General features: G+C 35.3%; 18 protein-coding genes. 7 read left to right on the forward strand and 11 right to left on the reverse strand.

The window, feature by feature from the left end; translation table 11 throughout:
• The first annotated feature begins 113 nt into the window (after positions 1-113).
• Positions 114-581, forward strand: a complete 468-nt coding sequence (gene bcp, locus J4T77_RS06745; RefSeq protein WP_010963157.1) for a thioredoxin-dependent thiol peroxidase — start codon at positions 114-116, stop codon at positions 579-581.
• Between the two features lie 16 nt (positions 582-597).
• Positions 598-1695 carry a DNA replication/repair protein RecF gene (recF, locus tag J4T77_RS06750; RefSeq protein ID WP_138264925.1) on the forward strand — a complete coding sequence of 366 codons (1098 nt, stop codon included), beginning with the start codon at positions 598-600 and terminating at the stop codon, positions 1693-1695.
• Positions 1696-2362: 667 nt separating this feature from the next.
• On the opposite strand, the gene J4T77_RS06755 is transcribed toward recF, so the two are convergent.
• The 3 genes from J4T77_RS06755 to J4T77_RS06765 all read right to left on the reverse strand — a co-directional run bounded on the left by J4T77_RS06755 (position 2363) and on the right by J4T77_RS06765 (position 3623).
• Entirely contained in the window at positions 2363-2707 is a 345-nt protein-coding gene (locus J4T77_RS06755; RefSeq protein ID WP_038198436.1) for a TrbC/VirB2 family protein, read from the reverse strand.
• A 218-nt stretch (positions 2708-2925) separates the two neighbouring features.
• The gene (locus J4T77_RS06760; RefSeq protein WP_010081965.1) at positions 2926-3279 is read right to left on the reverse strand and encodes a TrbC/VirB2 family protein; all 354 of its coding nucleotides are present in this window, start codon (positions 3277-3279) and stop codon (positions 2926-2928) included.
• Between the two features lie 17 nt (positions 3280-3296).
• A complete protein-coding gene (locus J4T77_RS06765; protein ID WP_190321074.1) occupies positions 3297-3623 on the reverse strand; it encodes a TrbC/VirB2 family protein in 327 nt (108 codons plus the stop codon).
• A gap of 136 nt (positions 3624-3759) precedes the next feature.
• Here J4T77_RS06765 and J4T77_RS06770 point away from each other — a divergent pair, with 136 nt between their 5' ends.
• The gene (locus J4T77_RS06770) at positions 3760-4575 is read left to right on the forward strand and encodes a YihY/virulence factor BrkB family protein (protein WP_233641037.1); all 816 of its coding nucleotides are present in this window, start codon (positions 3760-3762) and stop codon (positions 4573-4575) included.
• The gene (locus J4T77_RS06775; RefSeq protein ID WP_022626173.1) at positions 4562-5317 is read left to right on the forward strand and encodes an SDR family oxidoreductase; all 756 of its coding nucleotides are present in this window, start codon (positions 4562-4564) and stop codon (positions 5315-5317) included. The genes J4T77_RS06770 and J4T77_RS06775 overlap by 14 nt, the downstream gene beginning before the upstream one ends.
• A gap of 124 nt (positions 5318-5441) precedes the next feature.
• Here the strand turns inward: J4T77_RS06775 and J4T77_RS06780 are convergent, their stop codons facing one another.
• The gene (locus J4T77_RS06780) at positions 5442-5615 is read right to left on the reverse strand and encodes a hypothetical protein (RefSeq protein ID WP_167471214.1); all 174 of its coding nucleotides are present in this window, start codon (positions 5613-5615) and stop codon (positions 5442-5444) included.
• A 138-nt stretch (positions 5616-5753) separates the two neighbouring features.
• Between J4T77_RS06780 and carB the strand changes: the two genes are divergently transcribed.
• The 3 genes from carB (at position 5754) to J4T77_RS06795 (ending at position 10180) form a co-directional block, all read left to right on the forward strand.
• A complete protein-coding gene (carB, locus tag J4T77_RS06785) occupies positions 5754-9209 on the forward strand; it encodes a carbamoyl-phosphate synthase large subunit (RefSeq protein WP_190321076.1) in 3456 nt (1151 codons plus the stop codon).
• A gap of 376 nt (positions 9210-9585) precedes the next feature.
• Entirely contained in the window at positions 9586-9846 is a 261-nt protein-coding gene (locus J4T77_RS06790; RefSeq protein ID WP_010082049.1) for an IS110 family transposase, read from the forward strand.
• Positions 9797-10180 (forward strand): hypothetical protein, encoded by a 384-nt coding sequence (locus J4T77_RS06795; RefSeq protein ID WP_223823039.1) that lies wholly within the window; start codon positions 9797-9799, stop codon positions 10178-10180. Before J4T77_RS06790 ends, J4T77_RS06795 begins: the two co-directional genes overlap by 50 nt.
• 174 nt (positions 10181-10354) lie before the next feature.
• Here the strand turns inward: J4T77_RS06795 and J4T77_RS06800 are convergent, their stop codons facing one another.
• From J4T77_RS06800 to J4T77_RS06830, 7 genes are all read right to left on the reverse strand, one after another.
• On the reverse strand, positions 10355-11335 hold the full coding sequence (locus J4T77_RS06800) for an SGNH/GDSL hydrolase family protein (RefSeq protein WP_190321077.1): 981 nt from the start codon (positions 11333-11335) through the stop codon (positions 10355-10357).
• 140 nt (positions 11336-11475) lie between these two features.
• Positions 11476-13428, reverse strand: a complete 1953-nt coding sequence (gene rpoD / locus J4T77_RS06805; RefSeq protein ID WP_190321078.1) for an RNA polymerase sigma factor RpoD — start codon at positions 13426-13428, stop codon at positions 11476-11478.
• Positions 13429-13566: 138 nt separating this feature from the next.
• A complete protein-coding gene (locus J4T77_RS06810) occupies positions 13567-13878 on the reverse strand; it encodes a cation:proton antiporter subunit C (RefSeq protein WP_006279706.1) in 312 nt (103 codons plus the stop codon).
• Positions 13875-14294: a Na(+)/H(+) antiporter subunit B gene (locus tag J4T77_RS06815; protein WP_006279705.1), complete on the reverse strand. Its 420-nt coding sequence runs from the start codon at positions 14292-14294 to the stop codon at positions 13875-13877. Before J4T77_RS06815 ends, J4T77_RS06810 begins: the two co-directional genes overlap by 4 nt.
• Positions 14287-14814: a DUF4040 domain-containing protein gene (locus tag J4T77_RS06820; protein WP_015589497.1), complete on the reverse strand. Its 528-nt coding sequence runs from the start codon at positions 14812-14814 to the stop codon at positions 14287-14289. Before J4T77_RS06820 ends, J4T77_RS06815 begins: the two co-directional genes overlap by 8 nt.
• A gap of 1 nt (position 14815) precedes the next feature.
• Positions 14816-15103 (reverse strand): monovalent cation/H(+) antiporter subunit G, encoded by a 288-nt coding sequence (gene mnhG / locus J4T77_RS06825; RefSeq protein WP_006279703.1) that lies wholly within the window; start codon positions 15101-15103, stop codon positions 14816-14818.
• Positions 15104-15109: 6 nt separating this feature from the next.
• Entirely contained in the window at positions 15110-15355 is a 246-nt protein-coding gene (locus tag J4T77_RS06830) for a monovalent cation/H+ antiporter complex subunit F (RefSeq protein WP_007548527.1), read from the reverse strand.
• Positions 15356-15376: the final 21 nt, after the last annotated feature.

The raw sequence follows: 15376 nt of genomic DNA on the forward strand, positions 1-15376 counted from the left end.
GAAATTCATCAATAAGCCCCCATCAAGAATCTTATCTGTTAGCTATATATAAAATTTGATACTCTGACTACAATATACTACTATAGATGGAAGTGTTATTAATGGAGCAAGGTATGGAATTAGCAGTAGGAAATAATGCACCCGATTTTAGCTTGCCAGCAGATTCTGGTGAAAATTTATCACTGAGTGAATTTTTTGATAAAAAAAATGTAGTTCTTTATTTTTATCCTAAAGACGATACTCCGGGTTGTACAATGGAGGCAAAAGGCTTTAGAGATAAAATAGATGATTTTTCTTTCCTTGACACAGTGATAATTGGTGTATCAAAAGATAGTGTTAAGTGTCACACTAACTTCAAAGCAAAATATTCTCTGCCGTTTTCTTTAGTTTCTGATGAGAATGCTGAAATGTTGGGAAAATATGGTGTTTGGGTAGAGAAAAGTATGTTTGGCAAAAAGTATATGGGAATAGAACGCACTACTTTTTTAATAGATAAAAAAGGTAAAATAGTGAAGATCTGGAAAAATGTAAAAGTTAGTGGACATGTTGATGAGGTTCTGGAAGAAGTAAAGAGAATATAAACTAAAGAATAGGTTAATGGCTACCCATTGCTACATAAAAAAGCTGAAATTACATAATTTTCGTAGCCACTCAAACTTTGAACTGGATTCAGATGATAGCTCAGTTGTAATAACTGGCAAAAACGGTATTGGTAAAACTAATATACTTGAAGCAATCTCGTTGCTTGCTAAAAGCAATGGAATGAAAAAAGCAAAAGCCAGTGAGATACAAAATAGATTCAGTAATGAAGATTGGGTAGTGCACTATGATTTTTTTAATGGAATGGATTTTAATTCAATTGGTATCGCAAAGAGTTTTGATAAGAAACTAATACAAATTGATGGAAAAACGCAATCGAGTTATTCATCTTTGTATAAGATATCCAATGTAATATGGCTGATTCCACAAATGGACTATGTTCTTCTTAATTCTCCAAGTGACAGATTAAAATTTTTAGACCGTATAGTCTCACTGTTTGAGGAAAATTACACTTGCTGCTACATGAAACACAGAAAAGCTAAACGTGAGCGAAGTAAACTGTTGAGAGAGAACACCTTGGACGAAAATTGGCTCTCTAGTCTTGAAAACATAATGGCCGTTAATGCAGTTAGTATTTTACGTATGCGATCGTCTGTTTTAAAGACACTACAAGACACAATTGATAACCATTCCAGTGAGTTTTTTCCGAAGGCAAGTTTGAAATTCAGCAGCCAGCTAACTTTGGACGATACTGCAGAATATTTTCAGAATCGTCTAAAGGAAAACAGAGAAAAAGATTCATTGACTGGTAGAGTAACCTTTGGTGTGCATAACGATAATTTTCGGGTTTTTTGTCAAAAAAGAAACGTACCAATAAATCTGTGCTCCACTGGAGAACAAAAGTTATTACTGCTTTCTATTATTTTATCCAGTGTAAAAGCAAGGTGTATTCATTACAATAAGGCACCACTTCTTCTACTTGATGATATAATGTCTCATCTGGATAAACATTACAGAAAGGCGTTAATGGAGGAAGTGTTAAGTATTCAATGTCAAACTTGGATAACTGATGTAAATCAAGATAATTTCAATAGCTATCTTTATTCTTTCAAGTTTTTTGAATTATCAAATGAATTAAATGCAAAACTTCCTTGACAAACCTCGCCAGCCCCCTTATCATGATACTGAAGGTATTCAGTTATCTTCATCTGTGCAGATTAAACAGCAAGAAAACAACGTAGTTGGCGTCTTATTTTTAATTTTTTGCACTATGTGCACCTTATGTCTTCACAACATTTCTGGGTTTTTACCTATATAAGCTGAAACGCGCTTATAAGTCGTTTAAGACAGTATAGTACGCCGATTTTGCAGGATTAGAGAGTGACAACTAGCTAACACGGGGTTTCTTTTGCCTTTTTTTCTGCTTAGTAAATTTCTTAAACATTCAAACTAAGGTGAGTTGCATTCAAAAGCAGCTAAATTGCAGTGTTTAAGACTTAAAAAACGCCAATACTGAAAATAGACAATGACCAGGGCTTCTTTTGCCTTTTTTTTCGTTTGGTAAATTTCTTAAATATTTATGGCTAAACGACAACCGTCATCCCGCTACTTGTTAGCGGCTGAGATACCGCGAATGAATCGCGGTATGACGGTTCGCGGTGACATGACGATCAGCCTTGTCATTCTAGCGCGTGGCGCTGGAATCCAGACTTTAACTGATATGATTACAGAAAGAGAATTTATTAGGTAGTTATAGACACTGAAAGTGGTAAAACTTACCACTTTCAAGTAAAGAAAACTACGTTTACGCCTTCTATAATTTCTATGGATTATTCACTACTGCACCGTCTTCACAAATCACACCTCCTGGTGTTATTTTTGAAACGACTACAGGAGCGCCAAAAAACACAGCAGTAAATGCACCGAGTGCAAAAAGCGCTGGCCATGGCATTCTGCCAAATATCGCAAGCAAAGCTGCACCTATTATCACTATTGTGATCATCGGCCCACCTATGCCGTGAGTATAGCCTATTATCTTGCATATCACTGATGATGTTATATCACTTTCATCAACAAAAACGGTGTTGGTGGTGCCACCACTAGTATTAGCATTTGCATCAAACGCAAAGGAGAGAATTAACGCCACAAGTAGAAGAAAATTTTTCATTACGCCTCTCCTATAATTTCTGTTTCATGTTTGATTATCTATCGCTTTGATTAAATTTAAGTAAATGGTGAGGGTTCTAGTAAATTTGTCATCCTATCAGTTTATAAAAATTCCCGGATCTCAGTGTTATTCACTTGGACAACATTTATACAATTGTGGAATAATGGTGCTCCTTTAAGGAGCACCATTTAGCTAATGTTTTTCTGAAATTTTAGTGCCTAGTTGCATGTATTTGTTGTTGCATTCCATACTTTACCATCAGGGCAAGCAGTTGCACCATTTTTACAAATCACACCGCCTGGTACTATTTTTGAAACAACTACAGGCGCACCAAAAAACACAGCAGTAAATGCACCGAGTGCAAAAAGCGCTGGCCACGGCATTCTGCCAAATATTGCAAGCAATGCTGCACCAATTATTACTATTGTGATCATCGGTCCACCTATGCCGTGAGTATAGCCTACTATTTTGCATATTGTATTTGACGTTGCGTCATCAGTAACACTGCTAGCAAAAGCATTATCAAATGCAAAGAAGAGAATTAACGCCACTAGTAGAAGAAAATTTTTCATTATGCCTCTAATAATTTCTATGGCTTATTCGCTACTGCACCGTTTTTACAAATCACACCTCCTGGTGTTATTTTTGAAACGACTACAGGAGCGCCAAAAAACACAGCAGTAAATGCACCGAGTGCAAAAAGCGCTGGCCACGGCATTCTGCCGAATATTGCAAGCAACGCTGCACCTATTATCACTATTGTGATCATTGGTCCACCTATGCCATGAGTATAGCCTATTATCTTGCATATCACCGATGATGTTGTATCATTTGTATCAACAAAAGTAGTAGGAGAAGCATTTGCATCAAATGCAAAGGAGAGAATTAATGCCACAAGTAGAAGAAAATTTTTCATTATGCCTCCGATAATTTCTATTTAATGCTGGATTATCTACCATTTTGATTAAATTTAAGTAAATGGTGAGGATTTTTTTGCTTAAAAGTATCCTTTATTTCATTTAGAATACTTTTCTTGGTTCGTTTATATTACAGTGCTACAGAAATTTTACAGCATCGTTTATTGTCTTTATCGTGCTTTGATTGACACAATTTATAATGATGGAGTGGAGCATGCAGGGTATTTATCATTTTTAATTCTGTTATCAATATTTCCTTTTCTCATCGTTTTAATGGCTGTGGCGTCAACATTTGCAAATTTTTTAGACCAGTACAACATTGGCTGGGTATTTATCATTGATAACATGCCACAGGATATTTTATCATCTTTGATGCCGCGTATTAGGGAGATAATATCAGGCCCGCCGCAAAGCTTACTAACTTTAGCAATTGTAGGTGCTGTTTGGGCCGCTTCATCGACAATTGAAGGGCTTAGAACAATACTCAATAAGGCCTATAAAGTTCCGGTTTCGCCGCCTTATATATTAAGAAGAGTACTAAGTATATTACAATTTTTAGTAATCACGCTTATTATAACTCTAACTATAGTGTTTTCTACACTAGTACCAATGCTAATTGATTTTTCCTATCAGGGACTAAGTTATACTAGGTATTTACTTATTGAATTTGTACTTTTCACAGTAGTCTCTTGGCTATATTTTATGTTGCCAAACATAAAACAAAATTTATCAGACGTATTTCCTGGATCTTGTGTAGCTGTTATTCTTTGGACGATTTCTGCTTCAGCTTTTAAGCAATACTTAAAAGCTTCCTTTGACCAACTGGATTTGATATATGGAAGTTTAGGTGGTGTGGTAGTGTCATTACTATTTTTTTATATGCTAAGTTTGATTTTTATATATGGAGCAAAATTCAATTTTCAGCTAAAATATTTCAATGAATCTCGCTAAGGAGAAAGAAATGGGTAAGTTAGAAGGTAAAGTAGCTTTAATCACCGGAGCTTCAGGTGGAGTAGGCTCTGCTGTTGCAAAAAGGTTTATAAGAGAAGGTGCATGTGTGATTCTGATTTCAAGATCTCTTGATAATCTCAAGCCACTATATAATGAAATTGAAGAGCTTGAAGAATTTAAAGAAGGCTCTGTGAAACTAATTCAGCTTGATCTTTTAGACTTTGAGAATGTAAAGATACTGACAAACATGATAGAAAGCCTGAAATTATCAGAATCTGGAGCACTTGATATATTAGTTGCGTGTGCTGGAATTTTAGGCAAACTGAACCCCATTCATGACTGTGAGATTGAAGAGCTACAGAACGTAATGAATACAAATTTTACTGCCAATTGGTACTTACTAAAAAACTTAGATCCAATGCTAAAAAAGTCTAATGCTGGAAGAGCGATATTCATGACCTCAGAAGTGACACTTTCTCCTTCCTCTTATCCATATTGGATGCCGTATGCTGCAAGTAAAGTTGCACTAGAAATAATGGTGCAGATATATGCATCTGAGACAAAACATACAAAATTATGTGTAAATGCTGTATACACGGAAGGACCTGTGGGTAGTGAGCAGGCATTTCCTGGATCTGAATTGGTGTCACCTGATAAACTAACAGATAAATTTGTGGAATTAGCTTCTGAAGACTGCAGCATATCAGGAAAAATCTTACCGCTCAGCAAATCTCCCGAATAAATTACCATAGTATCTGCAAAGATACCGTTAAGCCCACAATTGTATGAACATTGTGATTTGAGAGTAATCTCCACTAGGAAGGATGTCATCCCAGTGCCTCTATGGTGTCATTCCAGTCTGGAATCTAGTCTTTATTATGCAGCCACTTATTTAAAGTTAAGTTTTCTGGATCCCAGACTGGGATGACACCTCTGGGCACTGCCGTCATAAAGGAACCAGTGTCAGCTACTTGAATGACATCATTTGCTGTGCAATTTACCTTCAAAAATGAATGTTTGTACAGCTGTGTGTCAAGCACTGGAATCTGCCACGCAAATTGCAATGTTCGTACAGTTATGCGTCAAGCCTAAAAGTAATTAGCTAATAGGTTTAATAAAAATTCACATATACAGGAAAGATTGGTAACATTACTTGAATAGAGACCGTTATTGTAATTATGCCGAAACGCACAGATATAGAATCTATATTAGTAATAGGAGCAGGCCCAATAGTTATAGGTCAGGCATGCGAGTTTGATTATTCCGGAACGCAAAGCTGTAAAGTATTAAAAAGCGAAGGTTATAAAGTCATTTTGGTTAACTCCAACCCCGCAACTATAATGACAGATCCTGAGTTTTCTGATGCGACGTATATTGAGCCGGTACTGCCTGAAATCATAGAGAAAATTATAATTAAGGAGAGGCCAGACGCAATATTGCCAACAATGGGCGGGCAAACAGCGCTCAATTGTGCAATAAAACTTGCAGATGATGAAGTGTTAGACAAATACAACGTAGAATTAATAGGGGTAAATAGAGGAGCAATAAAAAAAGCAGAGGATAGAGAGTTATTCCGTCAGTCCATGGATAGAATAGGACTGAAATACCCCAAAAGTATCATTATAAAAAATCAAGAACAAATAAAAAAGGCTTTGGATTACGTTGGATTACCAGCAATCATTCGTTCATCATTCACTCTTGGTGGTGCAGGTAGTGGCATAGCATATAATAAAGAGGAGTTTTTCAATATCGCAGAAAGTGCTCTCAAAATTTCGCCAATAAATGAAGTTCAGATAGATGAATCAATTATCGGCTGGAAAGAGTATGAAATGGAAGTTATCCGCGATTGTAAAGATAACTGCATAATAATCTGTTCGATAGAAAATGTTGATCCGATGGGAGTGCACACCGGAGATAGTATTACGGTTGCTCCTGCTTTGACTCTGCGTGACGTAGAATACCAACAGATGAGAAATGCATCTATAGCAGTGCTGAGAGAAATTGATGTTAGTGCCGGTGGTGCAAATGTTCAATTTGCAGTGAATCCTAAAGAAGATGGAAGCCTCGTTGTGATTGAGATGAATCCAAGGGTTTCTCGCTCTTCTGCACTTGCTTCGAAAGCAACAGGCTATCCTATTGCAAAAGTTGTAACTAAACTTGCTATTGGCTATTCGCTCGACGAAATACGTAACGACTGTGCTCCAATAATACCAGCAGCATTCGAACCAGTGATTGATTATATCGTCACTAAAATTCCTCGATTTGAGTTTGAGAAATTTAAGGGGACGAATTGTGAATTATCAACCTCCATGAAATCAGTGGGAGAAGTGATGTCTATAGGCCGCACTTTTAATGAGTCACTACAGAAAGCTTTCCGTTCACTTGAAACTGATTTTACAGGACTTGATGAAGTATTTCCTGAGAACATTGATATTGATCACATAAAATCTCAATTAGCAAAATTGCTACCAAACAGATTACTGATTGCTGCTGACGCAATGCGCCACGGAATTAGCATAGAAGAAATAAATTCGATTACAGGATATGACTTATGGTTTCTGCAAAATATACAGCAAATTATATTAACTGAACAAAAAATCAAGGAAAATGGATTTCCTGGAACTGCGTACGAAATGTTAGAGCTGAAAAAAATGGGATTTTCAGATGCAAGATTAGCAAAGTTAAGTAATAGACCTACCTCTGTCATTCCAGTACCCTCTAATGTCATCCCAGTGCGTGACACTGGGATCCAGCCAGCGTTACACGCTGGAGATCGAGTAAAACAAATCGAAGAAATAAGAAAAAAATTTGGCATTAAACAAGTTTATAAACGCGTAGACACCTGTGCAGCTGAATTTGAATCGAGCACTGCTTATATGTATGGCTGCTATGAGGGTGATGTTGAAAATAAAACGGAATGTGAGGCGAATATTTCTGACCGAGAAAAGGTTGTCATTTTAGGAAGTGGTCCAAATCGCATTGGTCAAGGTATTGAGTTTGATTATGCATGCGTACATGCAGCTTCTGCCGCCAAAGAAATGGGGTATGAAACAATAATGATCAACTGTAATCCCGAAACTGTCTCAACTGACTACGATACCGCTGATCGTTTATATTTTGCACCACTCATTGCAGAGGATGTGCTTGAAATACTAAGTAAAGAGCAAGAAAATGGCACACTGGTTGGTGTAATAGTTCAAATAGGCGGTCAAACACCTTTAAAGTTAGCCAAAGTGCTTAACGAGAGAGGTTTCAAAATTCTGGGAACTTCGTTTGATTCTATTGACCTTGCAGAAGATCGCATGAGGTTTAAAAGCCTTGCTTTGCAACTTAATTTAAAACAACCTGAAAATTCTATCTGCCATTCAGTAGAAGAAGCGTTAACCAACGCAGAAAAGGTGGGGTTTCCACTAGTAGTCAGGCCATCATATGTCCTCGGCGGTCAGTCTATGTCGATTAGACACGATACTCAGAGCTTTAAAGAGTACGTCTTAGATCAAACTAAAATCTTTGAGCATGGTTCGCTGCTTCTTGATAAATTTTTAGTCAATGCAGTTGAGGTTGACGTTGATGCTGTATGTGATGGGGAAAAAGTTTTCATTGCAGCGGTCATGGAGCATATTGAAGAGGCTGGTATCCACTCTGGTGATTCAACATGCTCAATACCGACAAATACATTGAGTGACGAAGTAATAAAAGAGATCGAGCTCCAAACTGAGAGAATAGCATTAGCATTAAAAGTGAAAGGTCTGATAAACATTCAGTTTGCTGTTCAAGAGAATAGACCTCTTGCAGAACCTGTTTGTGATGAGAAATCTTTAGGAAAAGTGCAGATGAGCACCACAGAATACTCGAATGTATTTGAGGAGCGCAGACAAGCTTTGACGACAAAATTGCCTTCAGAAATCGAGTTATGCAAGAGGTCTAGTGATGTATACATACTTGAAGTGAATTTAAGGGCTAGTCGAACCGTTCCTTTTATTTCCAAGGTAATCAATATTCCTATTGCAAAGCTTGCCACTCAGGTTATTTTGGGTAAAAAATTGAATCAGGAAAACAAGCCTTTCAATCATTTTGCAGTTAAAGCTGCTGTTTTTCCATTTACCCGCTTTGCAGGAGTTGATACTTTACTTGGTCCTGAAATGAAATCAACAGGAGAAGTGATGGGAATTGACTCATCATTTGAAGCTGCACTTGCAAAAACGCACATGGCTGCAGGATACAAGTTACCAACAGAAGGAACAGCTCTGGTTTCAGTAAAAGATGATGATAAAAAGTATATATTGCCAGTTGCACGAATGTTGAAAGAACTGAGTTTTGAAATATATGCCACCAAAGGCACAGCTTCGTATCTGAACAATAACGGCATTGCTGCACAAGCTGTAAATAAAGTAAGAGAAGGCAGACCCCACATAGTTGATATGCTCAAAGATGGAAAAATAAATCTAGTGATTAATACTTCAAAAGGTGTAAAGTCAGTCTCAGACAGCAAAGATATCAGGAGAACTGCTATTTTGCAAAATATAGCTTACAGCACCACAGCTTCCGGAAGTAAAGCGTTAGTGCTTGCAATTCAATATGTAAAGAATAGCAAACTGGAAGTGAAATCATTACAGCAGATACAAAACGTTTAAATATCAAAACTAGAATAATTCACTCTCAAAATGCTAAAGAGAACATAATAAAAAGATGGAAATTTTGAAGGAAATAGTATACCTAAAGAATCAACTAGCGTAATTGAACAGCCAAATGCTGCAACGAATGCTCCACAATCTCACCTAGAGGACACTTCCCTTATATGTTAAGAACAAGTCTTTATAAATATCAAAGTAGTGAGATTAAAGACACACAGAGAAGAGGAATCGTCACGCCCCTTGATTATAAGAATCGTTGTTCAGCAAGGTTCTCTTCTCTGGTTTATTATACTGAAAGTTCCGAATAACTGATTGAGCTTTTAGGCTCGTATATAAGGCTGGAAAATGCAGTATATGTTATTATTACGGAGGAATTATGAATTCATCAAACATTATTGCTGGCATTGATGTTAGCAAAAGTAAATTAGATCTCCACATTCACCCACTTGAGCATTATAAAATATTTGAAAACAATGTACAATCCATTGATGAAATGCTGGACTTTTTACGTTTGCATAATGTAACCAAAATTGGTCTTGAGGCAACTGGTGGATACGAAAAATTATGTGCCTATACTTTACTAAGCAATGGTTTTGAGGTGTACGTCATTCAACCAAGGTGGGAGAGACTATGCTAAAAGCCTTGGTATTACTACAAAAACTGATAAAATAGACTGCAGTATCATCTCACGTTATATTAATAATACAGATATGCGTGTTACTCCTTTAACAGTTAGTAATGGTAATATTGATTGCTTGAAACAAAAATTATCTCGTAGAAACCAACTTGTAGAAATAGCAAAAATACAAAAAACCCAAATCCAACAGGTAACTGATACATCTATAATCAAACAAATAGAGGAACTTCTTGCAATTTTACGTAATCAAATTAAAACTTTAGAAGATGAAATGATTACATTTATCGATCAAAACCAAGAGCTTAAAAGAAAATATATATCAATAATTATATAGTAGCGGGATGACGGTTTTTCAAATTATCGGTAAATCTAAGTCAGTTTAGCTATAGGCAGCAATTTTCTGTATTGATTTTAAATTGAAGAAAGCTCAAATGAAAGATCGTGTTTTGCTAAAAATCACAGAATGCAGTCTGGTTACTATTTAAAAGGATATGTTCAAAAAACTGTGTCAAATCAACTCATACACTTCATGACCAACTTCATGATGAAGTTCCGCAGTTGGATGGAAATAATCAAAAAAGAAATAATCCTTTAGTGTTTCTTTGCTACACCCAGGGTTATAGTGAACGTCAAGTTCCCCTTTAAATATCAACTTTAAGAGTATTTTTATATTTTCTTTAAATCTCCCAACTTGGTCTGCAATGTTCGATGTGCATGCATCTTGACAATTTAAACCTTTGCTCTTGTATTCGCTAAACATACTTCTCATTTTAGAGTTAAGATCAAATGCTTTTATTTCAAGATTTGTACTTTTCTTCATATAATCTAAGCCTTTAGCCAGTTTTGCATTGAAACTCTCCGTGAGCTTTGTAGCTAGTTCCCTTGCTTCTTCATCTCTATTAAAAGCTGGTATTGAGCCAACTTCAGGTGCATTTGCAACAACTACATGCTTAACACCATGTTCATTTAGAACCTTAAGTGCATTACATATTTCACTCACTGCTTGTTCCAACACTTCTTCCGCTTTAGTATCGTCATAAGCAGTGGCAACCATAACATCATTTCCGCCGATTATGATGCAAAATAAATCTTCTTTACCTATATCTGGATGATGTTTAATTACCGCATCTAGCTGGTTAGCTAAACGAAATTTATTGAAGAAATAAGAAAAAATAGGGTCAAAAATTTCAGATGCTGTTGCATATGAAACTGCGTAATTCTGACCTTGCTGTTCGTGGCATCTCCCAAAAAATGAATAACTCCACCCAGGTTTAAATTCATCTAAATCTAAATATTTTGCTATATATTCAACAGCAGTAGGGCCATTGCTAAAAGATCTTCCTTGATAAAAAGGATCATCAAATTTTACGCTTTTTGCAAAGGATAAATTATTTAAAATTCCAATGATTGCGCCATTATCGGATAAGCTATCACCCAGAACATAAAAATTTCTATACTTTGAATTAGAATTGTCATTTTTGTTTGTCATAATATTTACCGTAGATTAGCATGTTGTTTCATTAGATTCATAGAAAAAGAAAAATAGCGGTGAAATTATACAACTTTGGCCTAACTTGCTCTCCACTTTTTCCGGGCAAAATCAGCTTCTTCTTAACTTGACACGTATACTTAAAAGAACCCTCTAAGTTTTCTAGCACGGCTTGGATGTTTCAACTTGCGCAGTGCTTTTGCCTCTATTTGCCTAATTCTCTCACGTGTTACATTAAAAACTTTTCCTACTTCTTCTAAGGTATGTTCCTTCCCATCTTTACCAAGGCCAAAACGCATTCTTAAAATTCTTTCTTCCTTTGGTGTTAAAGTTGCAAGAACATTGGTTGTAATGCCACGCAAGTCAGCAAGTATTGCAGCATCCTCTGGCCTGGAGACTCGCTTGTCTTCTATACAATCACCAAAGGTACTACTATCATCTTTTCCTGTTGGAGCTTCAAGACTTACTGGATCCCTTGCTATTTTCATAACTTTGCGTATTCTTTCCAGTGGCATTGTCAGTTCTACACTCAATTCCTCTAACGTCGGCTCTCTTCCCATCTCATGAGTCATCTTTCTTAATGCTCTGTTGATTTTACTGATAATTTCCACCATATGAACTGGTATTCTAACTACTTTAGACTGCTCAGGTATTGCTCTAGTGATTGATTGTCTTACCCACCAAGTGCCATAAGTTGAAAATTTATATCCACGTTTGTAATCAAACTTATCCACGGCCTTCATAAGACCAATATTGCCTTCTTGTATCAAATCAAGCAGATCAAGGCCTCTTTTTGAATACTTCTTAGCAATGGAAACTACTAGCCTTAAGTTAGCCTTAATCATTTCTTGCTTTGCTTCAGAGACTTCTCGTTCGTGTTTTTGTATTCTCTTGATTAGCTCCTTAAATTCTTGTACGTTATCTTCCTGTATATGCTGCTTAATACCGTTCAAGGTACTAGCTATATGTTCAGAGTTATCGTCTATAAACCTTAAAAATTTGTTTTTTAATTCACCTGTAAAAGAGGACTGATTTTCATTGATCTTTAAAAGACTTACCTTTTTCAATTCGTGCTTTAAAAGCACGTCATCATAAACTTTATAGAAACTTTCTCTATCGATATCGTATTTTCTAGCCTCAGCAATAAGATTAGCCTCTTCAAGCGTAATGGATCTATTTATCTTATAAAGTTCTTGTGTAATTCTGGCAACAGCAGCATCACTTAACTTAATTTGTAATGCTATAGACCATATTTGATTATACAAATTTTCTAGCTCATTAGAGAAATTTTTAGAATTTTTTCTTAATATCAACGCTTCATTTGTTAAAGTAATTATCTCATCCAATGCAACTATGACCTTTGGCAATAAGTCACTTTCCATTTCAAGAATAGAAACATTTAAATTGACTGAACTTATATCTTCATTATTACCGTCTTTCTCATCATCACTTTTTTTACTATCTTTCTCATCATCACTACAGTACTCAGCATCTTCAGAAACATCCTCAGAATCCTCAACATCTTCAGCACTTTCTTCACTCTCTTCACTTTCTTCTTTGGGTACCACATTAAAATCAGAGTTATAAATTGCATCCAGATCTATAATTTCTCTCAGTAAGAGAGCTCCATTACTTAAATCATCACGCCATACTTTTATCACCTTTAATGTTACTGATGTTTCAATTATTGCACGTAACATGTTATGCTTTTCAGATTCAATTTTTTTTGCTATCTCGATTTCATCTGCCCTTGATAAAAGCTTTACGGAGCTCATGTCTTGTAAATAAATCCTCACTGGATCATCATTTTGTACTAAAGTTGCAGTAACATTTGGCGATGTGTCATCATCATCAAGTTTACTATCATCACTGTTGGAAGGAATATCTTCTTCATCTTCGCTACTTTCAAGCACATTAATTCCGGAATCCTGCAATAAAGATATAGCATCATCTATAAAGTCAGACGAAAAATTTTCATCTGATAATTTATCATTTATATCATCAAAGGTGATAAAACCACCCTTTTTTATACTCTTAGTTACCAGATCTTTGATAATTTTTTTCTTATCTTCTGCATCATTAATAGTTGACATCATTACCTTTATAGTTTATAATTTTATTTCTTATTAACAAACAAACTTACAACGAGCAAGTCTATAATTTTACTTTTAACTTGTGGCTATTTGTTACTTCATATAGTTTAAGATACTGTTAATTTATGTACACTTGTCTTAATCAATTGTTCCATACTTTTCTTCCATTTTTACTGCTATGGATAATCCAACTGAAAATGTTGCAATTCCAACCACTATAGCAGTAAGCATTAAAACATGGGGTATAGGATTGCTATATGAATAAAAATTTGAAACCAATATAGGAGGCAAGGAACTTTTTATATATCCTAGAGATATGTAAAATAACAAAACAGATGCTTGGAAGACGCTTACCCCTATCATTTTCTTGATTAAATTTTTATCGTTTATAATAATATATAAACCTAGCACCATTAATACAATAATAATCGTATAATTATATAAAGTCATTGTTTTTTCCTACGAGCAAAATTTATATATATAATTAACATAGAGGAGCAGACAGTAAATGCTACACCTAATTCCACCAAAAAAATACCTAATTTTTGACCGGTTCTATTATTGGTTAACAAGATATCATAAGATAAAAAATTTTGGCCAAGTAAAGTTGTTGCAACGCCCGTTCCTCCATAAATTAAAATACCTAACACGTTAGTCAATCTAATCACAGAATAAGGTATTGCTTTTAGAGTTGTAGATACACCAAATAGCATTGAATATAATATTATCCCGGAGGCAATAATTATTCCTGCTTGAAAACCTCCACCCGGAGTGTAATCACCGTGAAATTGTATGTATAAACCAAATAAAATGATAAAAGGTATCATCAAAAATGTTACTGCATTTAATATCGGATCTTTAATCATTTTCTTTTTCTTCTTTTAATATCAACGTTATACAAAGCGCAGCAGTAAAAACTACTATAGTTTCTCCAAACGTGTCATAACCACGAAAGCTTGCCAAAATAGCTGTCACTATATTAGGAATACCGGTAGCTTTTTCGGTATTTTCCACATAATAAGGAGCAACATGCAAGTGGATCGGAGCATTGTGGCTGCCAAAATCTGGCAATTGAATCATAAAATATGACAAACATACAGCCAGAAATAACATAAAAAAAAGCGTTATAGGGTTATGAGATAGATTTACTTTATGATTCTTTATCAAGGAGAGTGCTGCAAACGTAAAAACTGTACTGAGCCCCGCACCAACAGAAGCTTCAGTAATTGCAACATCAGGTGCATTCATAATTAAGTATATAAGCGCAATCAGTGAACTAAATACACACATTAGAACAGCACTTACGACTAAATGTCGCGAGAAAACTATAAAAACCGTAACTGTTAGTAACAACAAAAGTAACACTACATTTAATATTTCTAACACCTTAGCCTTCTTTAACAGTTTTTTTCTTAACTTTATAATGAGTGCGCGCTAAAATATAGCTATTAGTTGAGTTAGCTACCCATATTATAAAAATTAATAATACTATTTTAACAGTATTGATTGAAAATCCATTCTGCAAAGCAAAACCAATTAACAATAACGTTGCACCGCTAGAATCTGTAATACCTGCTGCATGTAACCTAGTATAGAAATCAGGAAATCTGATCACCCCTATATTTGAAATAATTATCAAACAAATACCTAAAAATATGAAAATGGATCCTATCATAAATTATCAAAACAACATTAATCTCATTAGTGCTATAGTTGATATAAAGCTAACGCTAGCATACAACAATGCTATATCAATTAAAAAAAAATTATTCAGAATGATTGATATTGCTGTTATAAGTACAACTACTTGCGTTGAGAAATTATTGAACGCTAAAACCTTATTGTACACATCATTTGACTTAGACACTATGCAACACAACATTACACTCATACAGAACAACAGTGTATAGATAGCAATGCAAATCATTTAAAGACTATGTGACTTCAG

Origin of the sequence: Wolbachia endosymbiont of Drosophila innubila (genome assembly GCF_021378375.1) — a bacterium.
Lineage (GTDB): Bacteria > Pseudomonadota > Alphaproteobacteria > Rickettsiales > Anaplasmataceae > Wolbachia > Wolbachia pipientis.